The sequence below is a fragment of the Runella sp. SP2 genome (assembly GCF_003711225.1).
Classification (GTDB): domain Bacteria; phylum Bacteroidota; class Bacteroidia; order Cytophagales; family Spirosomataceae; genus Runella.
The window spans coordinates 2,028,342-2,047,285 of record NZ_CP031030.1; the positions used below are offsets into that span (position 1 = coordinate 2,028,342).

Genomic DNA, 18,944 nt, shown 5'->3' on the forward strand with positions numbered 1-18,944 from the left:
AGATTGAAATGATGTGCCGTAGGCACTACCCAAACAGTTACAGTTGTCTTAACCAAATCGCCTGACCACCTGAGGCTTTTAGATCCACCTTCAATACACTTTTAGTATCTACTTCCTCTGTTTTAATGCCTACTTTGGTTTTGGTCGGAACGTTGCCATCGTCGGAGTAAATACGAGCTTGGTATTTTTTTCCTTTTGGCAAGAAATCGAATTTTACCTCCAAACTACGGGCGTCATTGTTGGTCATCGTACCAATAAACCAGTCGTTGCCGCTTCGGCGAGCAGTGGTGATGTATTGACCGATTTCGCCCTGAAGTACCCGCGTTTCGTCCCAAGAAGTAGGGATTTGTTTCCAAAATTCTAGCTCAGGTTCGCCTTCATACAAGGCAGGTTTATCGTACCAAAACAAGGTTTGAAGCGGGCTGTAATAAACCGCTGCCATGGCCAACTGATGCGCATGGGTGGTTTTGATTCGTTTGTCAAAGTAGCAAATGGTATAATCGGCTGCTCCACCGATATAGCGCGTAAATGGCAGCGTGACGTTGTGGGTAGCATCGGGCATTTCTTCATTTCCGCGAATGCCTTCGGCCGTCATTAGGTTAGGGAAAGTACGCATCTCACCCGTTGGTCGCCAATCGTCGTGGACATTGACCATGAGTTGATTTTCGGCGCATTTTTTAATCATTTCTTCCACCCATACCGTCCAGCGATGACTCCCGACTTGCACAAATCCATATTTTACCCCTTTGATACCCCATTTATGAAAAAGAGGAAAAATCTCATCCGCCTGTTTGACAAGCGCCTGTTTGTTGACGTACAACCAAACTCCTACACCCCGTTCTTTTCCGTACTGTACCACGGCAGGCATGTCAATGGGAGCCTTTACTTGCGTAGCGTCCGAATCCCAAGTGAGGGCAGGGCCGTACCATTTCCAATCAAACAAAATGTATTGTAAACCACGTTGTTGGGCAAAATCAATGGCGGTTTTAGCACCTTCGGTGGTCAGGGTCATTTCGCGGATGATTTTCCCAGGTTTTACCCATGACCAATCTCCCCAGCCCTTGCTTTTATCGGTAGAAACGGGAGGATTAAGGTTGAGCAAAATATCGTTGTTTTCAATCAATTTTCCTGGCGTTTCGGCAATCATAACTACGCGCCAAGGAGTGCCAAAATAGGTAATAGCATCTACTTTGTCGTCGAGCGAAACCAGTATTGAATTAGGTTTGGAGGGATGGAGTTTAAATTTACCGCGTGAGTAATCGGTCATAGCAGCTTCGGCCAAACAAGCATACAAGCCATTTGGAAGTTTTAGGGTCAAAGGCCGTTCGCAGTCGTCCACCCAGTTTTGAAGCGGAAGTGGGGCATATTTACCCTGTGCCCATTGGGTATAATAGGCTAAACTGCCTTCTGGTAGAGTAAACTCCGTATTTTCAGCAGTAATTTGATAATAACTTCCTTTGGGATTTTCAGGGAAGAAATATCGAATAGCAATGCCTTCATTGTAAGCCCTTACCTGAATTTGCATTTTGTAATCGGCATTACTGGCCTTTTGAAACGATAAGGTCGCCGCCTCAAAATGGTCTTTAACGATAGAACGCTCACCGTAAAGTGGTTTCCAAGTGGTATCTTGTTTGGAGGTTTCTGTTTTGATAAACGTAAGGTCTTCACACCAATACTGGGTTTTGTCCACCTTCAAGGCCATCGCCAATTCAGAAAGGTGGTTGTCGAGCTGGATGTTCAGCGCCGATTCAGAAATAACCGAACGGTTTTTGTACGTCACAGTGTAAAAAATACTTCGCCGTCCGTCACTCGCTTGTTTTTGATATACTTGGCAGCTTAGATTCTTATCGGGCGACTGAATGATGGTGCGGGTGTTTTCTAACACTCCCGTTTGTCCCCACACCAACTGGTTGAGCAGAAAGGTTAAGAAAAGGAGGAGAGTCGATTTTTTAGCCATGTTTTTTAAAGTTTTTGGTTTAACCCTTCCAAGGTTTTAAAACTTGGAAGGAGACTGTTTTTGAGAGGATAATCGTTTGATGAGTGTTGCGGGCAAAACGTGCTTTTGTGGAAGATACCTCTCCGCTCGACGATTCATGTGGTTCAGTAGCGTCAAAATAAGCTGTTGAGCCATTTCATGAACAGGCTGGGCCACGGCCGAAATAGTGGGTTGGTGAATGCGAAACAAATCGTTATCATCAAACACGACAATGCCAAACTCGCTACCGATGTTGATTTTTAAACGACTCAATACTTCAATGCCGCTGATAGCCAAATAATTGGTAGCAAAAAACAACGCATCCAACTGAGGATGTTTTCGTAAAAACTGCTCAATTTCACTGGTAATATCAGTCGTTTTGGCTGTCAGATAATCGAACTTAATCAGGAGGGTATCTTTACGGTGTTCAAAGACAGCGCGTTGATAGCCAAGCAATCGGTCAATCATCTGAGCTTGGGCTGAGTCCAAGGTCACTAAGCCAATATTGAGGTAACCTTGGGCAAAAAGAAAATCAACGGCTTGGTAGGCACTTTCAAAATTATTCATCCCGACGTAGCTAGCTTCTACATCTTTGCACTGGCGGTCAAAAAGAACAACGGGCAAATTGCTTTGCATCAAGTCACGGATGTCGTCTTCAATGCTTTCGGTGGGCGTGATAATGTAGCCGTCAACGTTTCTTTCCCGAAAAGTTGTTATCAACTCTTTGGCTTTTTGGGGGCTATTTTTGGTGCTGCTGTAAATGATTTTATAGCCATTTTCGTAAGCAATATTTTCAATACTCCCCGCAATACTCGAAAAAAAAGTATCGGCAATATCCTCTACCATTAGACCGATGACGTTGGTTTTGCCCGTGCGTAAACTTTTTGCTAAATGATTAGGCTTGAAATTGGTTTTCTCCACAAAGGCCAATACTTTTTGCGTCAACTCCTCGCTGATTCGTTTTTCTTTGGCTTTTCCATTAAGAATGTACGAAACCGTAGCGGTAGAAATTTGCAGTGTTTCGGCTATGGCTTTGATAGAGAGTTTTTTCATTGAAATGATTTAATGTTTATTGGATAGCCGCTACGCGGCATAAAATGAAGAACTCATTAATGCTTCCCGCTACAAATAGGCAGCCACTACGTGGCATTTTTCAAAATGGTTTCTGCCGCGTAGCGGCTACCTATTTGTAGATAGAAATAATTTGCCTGCGCACTTGCCACATCGTGGCTACCCTAATTTGCCTCTTGCAAACTTGCCTATTTGCCCTTTCTCTTTTGCTCCAACTTCATCAATGCTTCCACATAGTAATAATCAGCATAATTGATAGAGGCATCTACCTCAGTGCCATTGGGGTGATGCCCTGTAGAATGTAAGAGAATTGCGCTGTTTTTGTCGCCACTTTGGTAACGTGGACTTGACAATTCAGCTAACATTTCTTTGGCTTTATCGAAATACAGCTTTTTCTTCGCTGGGTCTTTGACAAATTTTGATAAATCAATCAAAGCCGAAGCCGTCACTGCCGCCGCGGAAGCATCACGGGGGGCATTAGGAATTTTAGGGTCATTAAAATCCCAATAAGAAATTAAATCTGCGGGCAAGTTTTTCAAATAAACATCGGTTACTTTCTGCGCAAAGTCCAGAAATTCAGGCTTTTTAGTTTCTTTAAAACACATCGTAAAACCGTAAATTGCCCACGATTGCCCGCGTGCCCACATACTGTTGTCGGCATAGCCTTGGTGGGTGACGGCTTTGGTACGTTTGCCCGTGAGTGTGTCATACACAACTACGTGGTAGGAAGTATAATCAGGACGAAAATGGTTATTCATCGTGGTTTCGGCGTGCTTGACGGCGATGTCGTACAATTTTTTATTTCCCCCGTTTTTGGACGCCCAAAAGAGCAATTCCAAATTAATCATGTTATCAATGATGGTATTGTGCCCACCAAACTTCTTTACTTCACGCGGCCACGATAAAATTGTTCCCACTTTGGGGTTATACAAGGTTGCTAATACATCCGCCGTTTTTAAAATCACTTTTTTGTATTCGGGATTTTTCGTGATTCGGTAGCCATTTCCGAAGCTGCAAAAAATTTGAAAGCCCAAGTCGTGGTCAAAGGCAGGTTCGTCGGAAAGTGGAGTCAGTAATCGTGAGAAACGGTCTGCTTCTATCTTGAGTTTGGGGTCGTGGTTATATTCGTACAAGTACCACAACGTGCCAGGCCAAAAGCCGCTTGTCCAGTCACGAAAATTCACAAATCGCCATTGGGTGGAGCCACGATTGATATTTCGGGGAATATCTTTGGTATTGTCGGGAATGAGTGTGAGTGTTTTTTCGACTTGTTTGGCAGAATAGTCTAAACTTTTGTTGATAAAAGCTTGAGCCCATAGTTTGTTTGACAAAACCGTTATCAACAGGATATTAAGCAGAAATTTCATAGTGTTCGTGTTTGGAAGGTAGTGGCGACAGTCGCCGCCACTACGATTACTCACTTAATTAACCTTGATGAAAAAAAACTAATTACCATCCAGGGTTCTGAACCAGATTGGGGTTCAACTGTATTTGCTGAGAGGGAATAGGAAGTAAATAATGTTTTTCGCTCCATTGGCGATTGCCCTCCAAACGATAATTGCCATTCACTACCTGATTTTTGATGCCATGCCAACGGGTTTCGTAAGCAGTTCCCGTCCACACAATGCCTTCAACGGGCTTGGGCATTTCGACTTCGGCGGTTTTCCAGCGAATCAAATCATCGCGACGGAAACCTTCTAAAAACAACTCCAAAGTACGCTCTCGACGGATTTCGGTACGCATCTCTAATCCATTGGTTTGTACCAAGTTATTGCTCAACTTGGGCATTTTTTTGTTGATACGATTCCGAACCAAATTCAACGATTTGTCCAAGTCTGCGTCGCTAATCGTTCCATTTTTCTCGAAAACCGCCTCGGCGTAGTTCAAAAGTACTTCGGCGTAGCGAATGACGGGATAATCGTAGCCTTCTTCGGCATCTTGCAGACGGCGTTCGGTGGCAAATTTTTGAGGCGCGTAGCCACTTCCACCCGCTGGGTTGTATCTACCGCCCGAACTGGCGATGTCGGCCGCATCGCCTTTCCAGGTAGTTCGTGCACCTGGATTTTCGTTGTTCCAATAATACTTTCCGTCTTGTCCCCACGTATAAATCATGCGATTGTCACGATTTTCGTACTCCGAAAGCGTTGTTTTGTAGCCGTTGAAAAGGGCTGATTTTTCAATCGGTAGGCCGTCTTGACAGAGGTACATGTCCATTAATTTTTTAGCACCCCAATGGATATTTCCCTGCAATTGGTGGGTAATGTTTATCCGAATTTGACGAGAAGCAAAGTCGTAGCGATTCGCTAAAATGTACTCTTTGTTGGCCGATTTTGTAATGTTGGCGGGGTTCGACTGCTGATTTTCCAAGATAAAAAGGTATTTCTGGGAAGAGTCACCCAAAGCGGCTGGGGCAAAAAGTTCATACTGTTTACTGGAAATGACCGCATCGGCGTTTGTGGCTGCTTTGTCCAACAGTGCATTCGCGCGGGCGGCGTTGTTTCTGAATTTTTGCCAAGTGCCCTCGTACAAAGCCACTCGACTCAAAAACGCTTGGGCACTGCCTTTGCTTATCCGTCCTTTGTCGGAAGCAGCAATGGCGCTTTCGAGGGGCAATACCGCAATGGCACTTTCGAGGTCGGCAATAATAAAGTCTATCACTTCGTCGCGGCTGTTGCGGGCTGCTTGCAATTCAGGAGATTCGGTTGAAAGAAGGGTTTTTACGATTGGAACCCCTCCAAATAACTGCAACAAATCGAAGTACAAATAAGCCCTGAAAAACTTAGCCTCGGCTACATATTTCTCAATTTCGGAAGGTGAAGAAAAGCTTTCTGATTTGCTGAGTAAGTAGTTTATAGCCCTAATGCGGGAGTAAGCACCGCTCCAACTGCCGTCGGTATTGGGTACGGTATTGGTGCCATTGCTAAAGGTATTGGCTCCGTCGCGCGTAAAAATAATGTCGCTGCGTCGGTCGGAGTGGGGGTTGTTATCCAAAATGTCCCCGAAGCTGCGTAAATAGGTGTAAAATTCATTGGCTGCCAATTTGAACTGGTCGGCATTTTTCCAATAACTCGCGTCTGAAATCTCGTTCAGCGGCTTCATGTCCACGAGTTTGTTACAGCCAACACTCAGAAACAATGTTCCTGTGAAGGCCAAAATGGTATATATTTTTTGTGCTTTCATTTTATTTGAATGTTTGAAGGGTAATGGAGGCTTAAAACGTCAAATTCAATCCGAGCGTCATGTACCGATAAAAAGGAAAACGCTGGCTAAAAGTGCTGACGTTGTTGTTCTCTGAATCGCCCGAGTTGGAAACCGAGCGCGTTGATTCGGGATCCCATCCGTCACGTATTTTTGACTTTTCCCACAAGTCGCTTCCCGAGAAATAGACCCGAAGCCGTTGGATTTTGGCCTTTTGAGTCAAATTCGTGGGTAAGGTATAGCCTACCACCAAGTTTTTAAGACGGATATAAGCGCCATTTTCGGCAATCCAGTCAGATTGGTAGTAATTGTAGTTATTGATAGTTCCCGTTGTGGAGAGTCGAGGATAGAAAGCTTCGGTGTTGGTGGGAGACCAAGTTTTACCCAAAAATGCTTCGTTTTGGGCTTGGAAAATCACTGCCGCAGGAATCCGCCAGTTGCCATCACGGATGATGGTACGTTTGGCTACTCCCTGAAAAATGGCGTTAAAGTCAAACCCTTTCCATTCCAAACCACCGTTGAAAGAATACACAAAGCGTGGGTCATCGCGTCCAAGTGCTACTGCATCTTCGGGCCAAGTAATTTTGCCGTCGCCGTTTACGTCCTTAAACATATTATCGCCCAGACTCAAGCGTGAGTTGGCTTGGGCAGTTGCTACGCCAGCAGGGATTCCGATGTTGTTGCCCGCAATAAATTTACGGTAGGCTTCCAGTTGCTCATTGGTTTGAATCCGTCCGTCATAAACCAGCCCAAAATAGGTGTTGAGCGGATAACCTTCCACGGCACCGTTGAGGCCACGATTGGTAGAATTAATAATTTTTTGTCCGCCGTAGTTAGTCAATAAGTTGGTATTGTCGGAGATATTTCCTGCGATGTGGTAACTCAATTGCCCGATTTTATCCCGCCAGCCAAGCGAAAACTCCCAACCTTTGGTTTCGAGTTGGCCATTATTCCCATCAGGAGCTGCGGCCCCCAACACGTTGGGATAAGTACGGGCGATGAGCATATTATCATTTTTCTTCTTGAAATATTCAACGGTCCCATACAGGCGATTTTGTAAAAAGGCAAAGTCAAGTCCGATATTCTGGTTGATTATTTCCTCCCAAGTACGGTCGAGGGCAACCAACGTTCCACTTGGCGATACCCTTACTGCTGGACTGGTTCCAAGAATCGGGAAGCCTGCGGCGGTTGCTCCTGTAGAGTAATTGATATTCATGAATTGGATATAGTCGTACAAACCGATTCCATTCTGGTTTCCAACCCGCCCGTATGATGCTCTAAGCTTTAGGTCATTGATGAACGACAATTGTTTCATGAAACTTTCTTCGGTGATGCGCCATCCCAGCGATACGCCCCAGAAGCCTTTCCATCGGTTAGAAGCATCAAATTTTGACGAGCCATCGTAGCGAGCATTGGCTTCGAGCAAATATTTGTCTTTGAAAGAATAATTGAGACGGCTGAAGTACCCACCAATGGCGTAGTGATTTTGGGCTTCGGAGACAGTTTTGGTCGTGGGGTCACCCGTACTCAATGACAACGAGTTAGGAACATCAGGAATCGCATCTAAGGTTTTGGCAATGAATCGGTTGTATTCTTGGCGCTCGTACTGAACTCCCGCCGTTAGTTTAAACTGGTGGATTTCCCGTAAACTTTTGGTGTACTCTGCAAAAGCGTTGGCGCTGTAGAACGCCTCTTGCTTATTGCCCCGCTGATACGAACTTCGGGTTGGTAAATAAGCAATCAAATTAGCGCCTGTATAATCATAAAAAGGAATGTTGTTCTCGAAAGTTCGATAATCGGTGTTCAGCAAATAATACCCCGCCGTTCCGACCAACTTGAGGTTGGGAAGTAGGTTGTAGGTAAGCGATAAGTTGGTATTAACTCGGGTGTTCGTTTCTTTATTGTCGCCACCAAATGCCGCGATTGACACTTGAGAAGCATTGGCAATACCCGAACCCCACACGTAGGCTTGTCCTTTTTGGTTGAAAAACGGAAGCCCTTGCTGAATACCGTTGTTCATAATATCGCCCAAGCGCGTCGGCTGAATAATTTGTTGACGTTCGAGAGAGATATTGGTGGCCAACTTGAGTTTTTCGGAGAAACTATAGTCGTGGGTCAGACGAAGGTTGTAACGTTTGTTGGAATTGTTTCCCCACTGCAACAAGCTACCGTCATTGAGGTAACCAAGTGAAACCCGATACCCTGATTTATCGCTGCGTGAAGAAACGCTCAATTGGTGCTCCTGAGATTGGGCCGATCCCCACAAAACATCTTGCATGGTTTGGTCAAAGAAAGGGAAGTCTTTCACATCCCCAAAAAGACCCGCACCTGGTACACTCAAAGCTTGGTATTCGGCAGGCGTAAGCCATTGTTTTCCTTGGCCAAGGGCTTTTTCCATGACAGTGGTCAAATTGTACCAAATGTCGGTTGGGGCAAATCCATCGTTGCCTCGGGCCTCCCGAATGAGCGGCCACCAATCATTGACGCGAACTAAATTGGGTTGTAATCCTATTTTTTTCTGAGAAAAAGCGGCGCTGTACTCAACGGTTGGTTTGCCATTTTTTGCTCTTTTGGTCGTGATTAGAACCACCCCGCCTGCTGCACGTGAGCCATAAATAGCCGCCGCTGCATCTTTTAGAAATGAAATATTGTCTATGTCATTAGGATTGAGTGAATTAAGGGCGTTGGTGCTTGGTACAGGCACGCCATCAATGATCACCAAAGGCTCACTATTGTTGACAGACGACGCTCCTCGCATCTGGAAATTCCACTGTTCGCGGCCTGGTTGGGCTGAGTTCCGCGTGACTACTACCCCAGGAACCTGGCCTTGCAATGCTTGTAGCGGGTTTGCAACGGGGCCACGGTTTTTAAACACTTGGTCATTGACACTTACTACGGAGCCTGTGAGGGTTTCTTTGCGTTGTTCGCCGTAGCCTACCACCACTACTTCTTGCAAACTTTTGGGGTCGGGTCTGAGCTGAATATTGATAATTTTGCGGTTCCCAAGGGCAAATTCTTGTTTTTCATACCCCAAAAATGAAAATATGAGCACCACTGATTCGTCTGGGACGGACAAAATAAAACGCCCGTTGGGGTCGGTGGTTGTGCCACGGGTGGTGTTTTTTATCGTCACGTTGACCCCAGGCATAGGTTCATTTTTTTCATCTTTTACTGTTCCGCTGATAGAAATATCCACGACTTGGGGCGCCGCAACCGCTGCTTCAGAAGGGGTGATGTGCCGAAGTAAAATTTGTGAACCCTTTACTTCATACGCAATGTCGAGGGGTTTAAATAGCGTTTCAAGCACGTAGGAAAGTGATTGGTTTTGAACGTTTAAGCTGACCTTGCGTTCAGCCCGAATGTGTTGGGGGCTATACACAAACCGTACCGAAGCCACCTTGCCAATCGTACGAATGGCAGATTCAACATTCTGATTTTCAATCGAAACCGATAAACGTCGGTTGAGTAACTCTTGGGCATTGCCATTGGTGGCCAATACCCAAGTACAGGTCCAGACTGACAATAAAAATTGATAGAAGGAAAGACGCATGATTTTTAGGCAAACCGTTAGCGTTTTAGAACCATTTTTCATACATTTGAAACGTTTTCAATGTTAATTTTTGAGACAAAAAGTCCCTTTGTCCGACGTCCTGTCGGAGAGCAGCAAGCCTGAGAAACTTTGCGGGGACTGACCTGAAATCGGGAACGTTGGCGCGTTTCCGATTTCGTTTTTTAAGGGAGTAGTTAGTAGGTTTTTATGTCATGTAAAAAAATTAGGGTTTATTGTCTGGGTTTTGAATCATCAATTTATACTGCACCCTTTGCCTTGAATCACGATTTGAGCGTCCACTACTTGGTACGTTGCCCCAATAGCTTTACAGATTAAATCCAGTTGTTCATAAAAACTTTCTTCGGCAAATTCGGCACTGATTTCACAGGCTTTCAGTATATTTTTGTCAAACACAATTGGGATACTGTATTTTTGGCTAAGTGCGTCTAAGGCTTGTTCGACGGGGGTATTTGAAAACGACAAACCCACCTTGGTCTGTTCTGCAATGGCAAGAACTGGTGTAGGAATGCTGACCAACGTTTTTTCCATGTTTTCTACCTTTCGGTCAAAAACGACTTGTTGGTTTGGGGTTAGAATCGTCCCAGTAAGCTCAGTAGTAGGTGTTTTAATCGCTTCTTCTTTGATCGAATAAACAGCTACTTTTCCCGTTTTTACGATTACTTCTACCTTATCGGCTTTGTCGAAGGCACGAATCAAAAAGCTGGTTCCCAGTACTTTGGTGACCAGTTCGTTGGCATACACCAAAAAGGGCTTTTGTGGATTTTTGGTCACGTTAAAAAAACCTTCTCCGCTCAAATACACCTCACGAACCGTAGAAGTAAAGGTTTTGGGGTAACTTAATCGACTAAGCGGCGAGAGCCGAACTTGGCTGCCGTCGGGAAGAGAAACCAATTTTTCGACCTTATCGTCATTGATTACCTCAACGAGTTGAGTACCCAGTTGACTTTTGCGTACTTCATAAACAACCGTTGAACTGATTTTTGATTGATAAACGGTATAAAATGCACCTAAAACTCCCAACACAACGACCGCAGCAGCGGCTTGTTTCCACCAGCTTATTCGATTAAGCAAAGGTTTAACAAAAACTTCCTCGCGGTTTCGTGCCTCAGAGAGATTAGAAATGGCTTGTTTTAGCTCATTCTCCGAAAGTAACTCGTGTGTTTGGTTCATTTTCAGAATAAACGCGCGGGCTTGGGTAACGCTTTCGTTTTTCGATGGATTTTCCAGTACCCATTTTTCCCAAAAGGAACTATCAGTTGGTAGGTTTTTAAGTACCCACCTCCTAAAAGAATCATCCAGGACAAATTCAGTAACGGTATATTCTTTGTAATCTTTCATAGATTTTATTTTCACATCTGAAGGTGTGTTGTAAGGAAATAGTACTTACCAAAGAAGGAATACCCTTTTTTGGAGAAAAATTTTCGATTTTTTTTGAAAAAAGAATTTAACACGCTATAAACGATTGATTTGTAGTGTGTTAAAGTTTATGTCCTTGAATAATAGGTAAGCCTATCACGAAGATGTAGCTTAAACGTTTAGGCAAGTTTTTTGAAAAGTCGAAGCAAAAAGGGTAAAAATACAACCAGTGCTGGAAGTAAGTTTTTCATTTGGGAAAGCGCACGGTACAAAAAGTTAGCAACGGTTTGTCGCTCTACATCCATGATTTGGGCAATTTCTTCGTTAGAAAGCCCTTCGTAAAATTTCAAAAAAATAACTTCTTGTTGACGTGGAGGCAGTTGTTCAATGGCCCGACGAAGGGCCTGCTCTTGTTCCGATAGCAGTTCAGCGTTAATTAAATCAATTTCAACGTTAGCGTTTTCAACCAAGGTGTCTTCTTCAACACCTTGAGAATTTAGCCAAGGTTTGTCATGTTTGAGCTGACGAATAAAGTTGTTTCTAAGGGCTTTGATGAGATAAATAGTCACGTACGGCGTGTCAACGAGTCGTTCGCGCCGTTCCCAGAGTTCCAAAAACAAATCTTGGATGCAATCCTTAATGTAATCGCGGTCTTTGGTGAACCGAGTACCGTAGTTAAATAACACCCGATAACGTAATTCAACGAGCTGGTCAAAAGCATGTTCATCCCCTGTTTTAAAGCGGCTCCACAATTCGGCTAACAAAGGCTCATCGACGGGTACTGGCATATACAAAAAGGAAGTGGTAGCACAATATTACGAGGTCAGTTGAAATATAGCTAATTCCTTCCATTATTTTCTAGGTAAAAAAATAAAGACATTCTTTGAATGAATTGTGTTATTTTTAGGTTCATTAGCAAACAATTTAGCCATAATAACGATGAAAAAGATATTTATCTGCCTGTTTTTCATTGGGTATTGTTTACACGCTGTAGCCCAAGATAAAAATGCGTATAGCTACTTTCTACCTGAAACCAAAATGACTGATCAAAATGCCCGCATTGAAGTGAACCAAAAAGGGGATACCGTTTTGGTGGCTTTCTATCGAGCTTTAGAGGCAGTTAATAAGACCAATAATACCTTTACAAAAGTGTACAAAGGAACGCCTTTTTTTAAAAACGGGTGGTTCAAGGGGAAAACAATTGAGAAAAATGGGCACGAGGCCGAGTATTTGATGGCTTACAACCAACAAAAAGGCGTGCTTCACGTCATGGCTAATCCACTTTTGGAGGCAGTTACGATGAAGCCAACCGAGTTTGTTCTTCAAAACCACCGTTTTGTACTCCTCAAAAATCAATACTATGAGCCTATTTACGAGGGGAAAACGATGATTTTGAAAGAACACCAATGTTTGCTACATTCCAAAAGTAGTGCCCAAACTACTGGTTACGAAGCATCGGGGAGTGAGAGTGAATATGAGGGAGAATTTATCAAAACGACGAAATATTACTGGTACGAAGATGGTAAACTTTCGGGCATTCCAACTGGTAAACGTTTTTTTAAACTGTTTGGAAATCAGGCAAAAGAAATGGAAATGTTTGCCAAAGAACGCCAACTTACGCCAACGACCGAAAAGGGCATGATTGAAATCGTTAAAAATTTCAACCCACTTTGACAACTTTCTCAAAGGAGTTTCGTTTATTAGTAGTTCAACCTAATCATTTATTCTTACAAACAACACATGAAAAATTTATTTTTAACTCTGTTCTGTACCCTTGTTGCATTCACATTTGCTTACAGCCAAAATCCTCCTGCTAGTCCACGTGTAACTGCCGAAAACGGTAACATTAAAATTTCTTACGGACAACCTTCAAAAAAAGGTCGTGTGATTTTTGGGGCCGAAGGAAGCCAAAGCTTGGAAAAATACGGTAAAGTTTGGCGTACAGGTGCCAACGAAGCAACCGTAATTACGTTCAAGAAAGACGGAAAGCTCGGTGGTAAAGACGTGAAAGCAGGCGATTATGCTTTCTTCACAATTCCTGGTGAGAAAGAATGGGTAATTATTTTGAACAGTGAAGTAAAACAGTGGGGTGCTTACAACTATAAGCAAGACAAAGACGTACTTCGCGTGACTGTACCTGCTACAAGCTCAAAAGAGCCAGTTGAAAAACTTACTATTGAAGTTAAAGACAACGCAATTGTATTAGGATGGGACACCGCAGGTTTCTCGGTTCCAGTGAAATTTTAATAACGCTAATTATACATTTAGAAGCCCAGCCATTTGGTTGGGCTTCTTTTTTTGTAGTATTGCTAGAAATTGAAACTTCCTTAACCTCTCAACCGATGAAACGATTTCTGTATGCCGTACTTTTTTTAGTACTCGTTGTGTGTTTGGCGGGTCTATCTTTGGCCTTCTGGCCCAACAAATGGCGAATTGACAACCAAGGAATTACAACAGAACAAGCCGCAATTTTACGAAAAACCTACGAAGGACCTCACCATTTGATGAAAACCTCGGACGGTGAAACGCTCTTCTTACGGCGCTGGAATCCTGACTCACTTACCCCCGCTAAAAAAGACATTGCGGTGCTCATTTTTCACGGTTTTACGGCTTACAGTGGCCCATACAGCATGGCAGCCATCCCCTTTTCGAAAGGTGGCTACACCACATTTGGGCTGGATTACCGAGGTCATGGACTTTCGGGAGGTAACCGTGGCGATAGCCCCAATAAAGACAGATGGATTGCCGACTTGGCAGAAGCAATCGTTTATCTCAAGAAATTGGGATTCTCAAAAGTCGTAGTGATGGGACATAGCTTAGGGGTGGCTGCAACGATTTGTGCGGCCAATGCCGTCCCCAATGAAGTGGCAGGGTTGGTACTACTTTCGGGTGCATACGAGAGTCGGCCTGGACTTAACAAGCCAATGAACCCGTTTGTAAAAGCCAAAATCATCGCAAGTGCAGTCTTTCGCCCTTCGTTCCAGTCGGTGGAGTATTATCGGGAAGGGATGACTGTTACACCTGATACCTTGTTTACTTTTCATTATACCCCACGATTTGTGACAATGCTGGATGTAAAACAGCTTCGGCTTACGTCCGAATTAAATGTACCTGTTTTGGTAGGAGTAGGGGACAAAGACGAATTATTTGCGATTGATAAAGTCAAAGAGTTTTACAACCTCGTGCCAGGCAACAAGAAGGAGTTTTATGTGATGAAAAATGCCACCCATGCCAAAATCCCCGTTGAAAGTTGGGAGGGAATTGCGAAATGGCTTGACAAAACGTATGTGTTAAAGTAATGAATTTTCCATTTCTTATCCCTAACGCCTATCAAAAAACAAAAGGGGGGCGTGGTGTAGCTCTGAAAAAGTTTCTACAAAATGTAAAGAACCAAATAAGTTAAGGTATTAGCCTTTTAAGGTTCGTAAGTGAGTGCCCAACCTGTATTTTTGCCTTTCAACAAGAATTTTGGAGCTATACAAATAAATTTATCAAATTTGCACTCACAAATAATTGACGTCAACTCAAGTTGAAAAAATATACAGTCTTAGTTTGATAGTTAATAGTTCTAATTTGTGCAATTCATTGTTTACTGAGTTACTTGGGGCATTTGTTTGGGATTTTACTCAGACTTTTAAGATTAGTGATATTTTTTCTTTAACCTCTAAAAACAAAAACATGAAAATGAACAAATTTATTAAGGGAGTTATTGTGGTGGGTGCAGCACTTGGAAAAGGAAGAGCCTCAAAAACGACTACTTAACTTGATAACTGAGACCGATGCCAATGGCAGCCCCTTTTCTTCAATTCCAACCCAATTAAAAGCCAAGAGTTTTCTCATTGGCTTTTTTTATGCCCGTTTAGCCAATAGATGGAATTTAAGTAGTTGCGCATAAATTTTAGTGTATTTGTAGCTTATATCGCTTCGGAGAAGCACAACCTTTGTAGTAGTAGTAAAGAGAGCCATCTATAAAACCCTTTTGCTTCGGAGAAGCATAACTTGATGCTTTGTTATGCTTCTCCGAAGCAAAAACTAAAAAATTACCTGCTGTTACTACAAATGTTGCGCCTCTACTGAGGCTAATTTGAATTACCCTAGAACTTTTGCTTAATTATTTAGAATATGAGTTTTTAGCATTGTTCATTTGCTACTTTCTGAAAAGAAAATGGTCAAGACAACAATAAATTTGGGTCGTTTTTGCCTTTTAAGCAGATAAACCCATGTTTTTATGCAAATTACCCGTCGTCAGACTTTGTCTTTACTCACCGCTACCACAGGAATGAGTATGCTGCCAGAAAATTCGCAAGCCGTTGAGCCTGCCAAATCAGCCTCTTTTGTGCCTTGCCTGAACATGAGCACCATTCGAGGACAAAAATTAGGATACGTCAAAGAACTAGAAACGGCTTCTAAGGCAGGGTTTCGTTCGGTTGAAATTTGGATGGATACCCTCCAAGAATTTATAAAAAACGGGAATAGCCCTGCACAAGCCCGAAAAGTCGCGTCGGATTTAGGCATAAAGCTCGAAAATGCCATTGGTTTTGCGGCTTGGATTGTTGACGACGAAACCGCAAGAGTCAAAGGCGTGGACCAACTCAAACGTGAAATGGAGCTGTTGGCAGAAGTTGGCTGTATGCGCGTAGCAACCCCACCCGTTGGAGCTCAAGCACCGCAAGCCCCTCGTATCGATCTTCAAAAAGCGGCCGAACGCTACCGTACCATTCTTGAAATAAGTGACCAAACCAAAGTAATTCCGCAACTGGAACTGTGGGGCTTTTCCAAAAACCTCAACAAACTCAGTGAAGTGATGTACGTGGCAGTAGAAAGTGGCCATCCGTCGGCGCGGTTGTTGTTGGATGTATATCATTTGTTCAAAGGTGGTTCAAGTTTGGATACCCTCAAGTTGGTAGGGAAACCTGGCGTTGAAATATTCCACATCAATGATTATCCCGCAAATTTCCCGAAAGAAACCATTGTCGATGCCGACCGCGTGTATCCAGGCGATGGGATTGCGCCCATTGGGCAAATTTTAAAGACCATCAAAAACCCAGAGCGACCCATTGTGCTTTCGTTGGAAGTATTTAACAAGACCTATTATGCCCAAAATGCCCTTGAAGTTGCTAAAATGGGCTTGGCAAAAATCAATAAAGTCATCGCGGGGATTTGATTTTCGTACAGAATCTAAACGCTTTGCACGATATTTGCGTTTAGAGTTCTAACGACTACCGATAACACCAAACCTGAATGCAATTTCTTTTTCCGACCTTTTTGTGGAGTTTACTGGCAGTGGGGATTCCAATTGCCATTCACTTGTTCAATTTTCGCCGCACCCGCCGTATTTACTTTTCCAATGTCTCGTTGTTGAAAAACGTCGATATGGAAACAAGTTCGTTTCGACGTTTGAAACAGTACTTGATATTGGCAACCCGGGTACTTGCCATTGCGGCCTTGGCGTTGGCATTTGCTCAGCCCTATCTTCCAAGCGAAAATAAATCTGGAACCAATGCCCAAAGTGTGACGAGTGTTTATTTGGACAATTCGTTCTCGATGCAAAACGAGGATAATAACCAACGTTTTTTTGACATTGCCACAGGAAAGCTCGATCAACTGCTGACGCTTTTTAGAAATGCTACTCGTTTGCAGTTGATTACCAATGACTTTGATGCCCAAGAACAACAACTCACAACGACCGACCGCATCAAAGACCGTTTGACTACTCTCAAGCTTTCGCACACGCCACGGTCGTTGCCAAGTATTTACAAACGTCAGGTGAATTTGATGTCGAGGTACGCGGGGAGTGGAAAAAATCAATTTTTTTGGTTTTCTGACTTTCAAAAAAGTACCGTTGGCGATGTTGCAAGCCTTAAAGTTGACTCAACCAATCGGTTGTTTATTGTGCCTGTGCAAGCCGTTGCGAACCAAAATGTGTATGTCGATTCGGTGTGGTTGAATACGCCTTTTGTGAGGGAGTTTCAGAACAATATTTTGTACGTTCGGGTAAGTAATTCGGGCAATGATGACGTTCAAAACCTGGTTGTCAAATTGTTTTTAGACGATGTTCAAGTTTCGACGGCACCCGTCAACCTTGCTCCAAAAGGCTCGGCAACGGCCTCTTTCAATTTTAATGTACGCGGGAAAGGTTTCAAGCGTGGTCGGATTGTATTTGACGATTTGCCAATTACGTTTGACAACGAATACTTTTTTGTCCTCAACGCTTCGCCCGTCATTCGAGTCTTGCATTTGTACGGACAAGCCAACCCCAACCGTTCGATTGAAAATGTTTTTGCCAACGATAGCCTGTTTGCCACGCGTAGCCTCAACGCCAATAATGCCGACATTGGCTTATTGAAGCAGACCGATTTGGTCGTTTTAGAAAGTGTGGAGAGAGTAGAAGGAGCGATGCGCACCGAATTAGAAAATTTCGTTCGTAAAGGAGGAAGTATTTTGGTTGTTCCTCCATCTAACCCCGATATAGCTTCTTACGGAGGGTTTTTGAGCGCCCTTGGTGTAAATTCATTGAGTGAACGAACGTCCAACGAGCCCATTCCATTGACCAATCCTGAGCGGGAAAGTCCGTTTTTTAGTGATGTTTTTGAGCAATCCATTCGCCAAGAAAACCTTGAATTACCAGTGTCGAAGCCCGTTTGGCAATGGCAGGCGGGTGGAGCCAAGCTGTTGAGTTTGCGGAGTGGAGACGTTTTCTTGAGTCAGTCGGCCGTTCAGCGGGGCAAAGTTTATGTCTTGGCAAATCCGCTTACGGAAGCTTTTGGAAGTTTTGCGCAAAATGCACTTTTTGTGCCCGTGATGTACAAAATCGCCGCACAGAGCGTACGTGAACAGCGTGCTGCGTATTCTTTTGATGAAAACAACATCGCACTGACTGTACCAGATTTGCCACAAAATACGATTTTTAAACTCAAAAAAGGTAAAATAGAGTTGATTCCAGTGCAACGCTTGAATGGAAATCAATTAACCCTCGAATTACCGAAGAGTAACCAATTGACCACCGAACAAGACATGGAGTCGGGTTATTATGAGTTGCAAAAAGATGGACAAACCGTTCAATTGTTGGCCTTGAATCACGACAACCAAGAATCGCAGTTAGATTATTACACTCCTGATGAACTTCGGAAACTATTCGCTAATCAGCCCAACGTACAAGTGTTTGACCACGTGGCGGACGGTGATTTTGTGAAAGAGTTTCAAAAGCAAAACATTGGCGTTAGCCTTTGGAAATACTTCTTGTGGGCGGCGTTGGCGTTTTTGCTTTTAGAAATCTTAGTCATTCGCCTGATAAAATAGTGCGTTTTCGTACCTCTGGTTTTGAGAAACCAGAGGCACACACGGGTGCTGCTTGTTTCTCGAACAGGTGTTGCTGGTTTCTCAAAACCAGCGCAAACGCAGAATGTGCAAAGGTTTCTCAAACAGGTGCTGCTGGTTTCTCAAAACCAGCGTAAACGCAGAATGTGCAAAAGGTTTCTCAAAACCTTGCCTATGAATGAAAAGCTAGTTTTTTTACCCCAATTTGAGGAAAAGTTTTCCCGTTTTGTAAAATATACGTTTGGCTCAAATTTTTGATAACTTGCAACAAACGACTCTAAACTTTATAAACATGAATGACTTAATACGGGGATTATTGGCAGGCTACGGCGCAAAAAAATTAGGAGGAGGCTGTGTAAGCACAGTCGTTATATTTCTAGTCCTTTGGTATGTTTTAGGACAATGTAGCTAAAACGACCAATAAAAAACGCCGTCAATTTTCACTGACGGCGTTTT

12 protein-coding genes are annotated in these 18,944 nt (G+C 43.4%); 5 read left to right on the plus strand and 7 right to left on the minus strand.

Translation table 11 applies throughout. The features are described from left to right. Nucleotides 1-37: 37 nt before the first annotated feature. The 7 genes from DTQ70_RS08525 to DTQ70_RS08555 form a co-directional block, all read right to left on the minus strand. Nucleotides 38-1,957: a glycoside hydrolase family 97 protein gene (locus tag DTQ70_RS08525; RefSeq protein ID WP_122930423.1), complete on the minus strand. Its 1,920-nt coding sequence runs from the start codon at nucleotides 1,955-1,957 to the stop codon at nucleotides 38-40. A 36-nt stretch (nucleotides 1,958-1,993) separates the two neighbouring features. Beyond that, entirely contained in the window at nucleotides 1,994-3,028 is a 1,035-nt protein-coding gene (locus DTQ70_RS08530; protein ID WP_122930424.1) for a LacI family DNA-binding transcriptional regulator, read from the minus strand. Nucleotides 3,029-3,234: 206 nt separating this feature from the next. Continuing rightward, entirely contained in the window at nucleotides 3,235-4,413 is a 1,179-nt protein-coding gene (locus DTQ70_RS08535) for a glycoside hydrolase family 88 protein (RefSeq protein WP_122930425.1), read from the minus strand. 82 nt (nucleotides 4,414-4,495) lie between these two features. After that, nucleotides 4,496-6,226, minus strand: a complete 1,731-nt coding sequence (locus DTQ70_RS08540) for a RagB/SusD family nutrient uptake outer membrane protein (RefSeq protein ID WP_122930426.1) — start codon at nucleotides 6,224-6,226, stop codon at nucleotides 4,496-4,498. Nucleotides 6,227-6,257: 31 nt separating this feature from the next. After that, entirely contained in the window at nucleotides 6,258-9,794 is a 3,537-nt protein-coding gene (locus DTQ70_RS08545; protein ID WP_206019658.1) for a TonB-dependent receptor, read from the minus strand. 252 nt (nucleotides 9,795-10,046) lie between these two features. Beyond that, nucleotides 10,047-11,153: a FecR family protein gene (locus DTQ70_RS08550; RefSeq protein ID WP_122930428.1), complete on the minus strand. Its 1,107-nt coding sequence runs from the start codon at nucleotides 11,151-11,153 to the stop codon at nucleotides 10,047-10,049. A gap of 197 nt (nucleotides 11,154-11,350) precedes the next feature. Continuing rightward, the gene (locus DTQ70_RS08555; protein WP_122930429.1) at nucleotides 11,351-11,959 is read right to left on the minus strand and encodes an RNA polymerase sigma factor; all 609 of its coding nucleotides are present in this window, start codon (nucleotides 11,957-11,959) and stop codon (nucleotides 11,351-11,353) included. 151 nt (nucleotides 11,960-12,110) lie between these two features. On the opposite strand from DTQ70_RS08555, the gene DTQ70_RS08560 reads away from it, so the two are divergent. The 5 genes from DTQ70_RS08560 to DTQ70_RS08580 all read left to right on the plus strand — a co-directional run bounded on the left by DTQ70_RS08560 (nucleotide 12,111) and on the right by DTQ70_RS08580 (nucleotide 18,470). Then, nucleotides 12,111-12,845, plus strand: a complete 735-nt coding sequence (locus tag DTQ70_RS08560; RefSeq protein WP_122930430.1) for a hypothetical protein — start codon at nucleotides 12,111-12,113, stop codon at nucleotides 12,843-12,845. Nucleotides 12,846-12,911: 66 nt separating this feature from the next. Next, entirely contained in the window at nucleotides 12,912-13,418 is a 507-nt protein-coding gene (locus DTQ70_RS08565) for a DUF2911 domain-containing protein (protein WP_122930431.1), read from the plus strand. A gap of 95 nt (nucleotides 13,419-13,513) precedes the next feature. Next, nucleotides 13,514-14,470 carry an alpha/beta hydrolase gene (locus DTQ70_RS08570; protein WP_164489931.1) on the plus strand — a complete coding sequence of 319 codons (957 nt, stop codon included), beginning with the start codon at nucleotides 13,514-13,516 and terminating at the stop codon, nucleotides 14,468-14,470. A gap of 929 nt (nucleotides 14,471-15,399) precedes the next feature. Beyond that, the gene (locus DTQ70_RS08575; protein ID WP_122930433.1) at nucleotides 15,400-16,335 is read left to right on the plus strand and encodes a sugar phosphate isomerase/epimerase; all 936 of its coding nucleotides are present in this window, start codon (nucleotides 15,400-15,402) and stop codon (nucleotides 16,333-16,335) included. Between the two features lie 77 nt (nucleotides 16,336-16,412). Beyond that, nucleotides 16,413-18,470: a BatA domain-containing protein gene (locus DTQ70_RS08580; protein WP_122930434.1), complete on the plus strand. Its 2,058-nt coding sequence runs from the start codon at nucleotides 16,413-16,415 to the stop codon at nucleotides 18,468-18,470. Nucleotides 18,471-18,944: the final 474 nt, after the last annotated feature.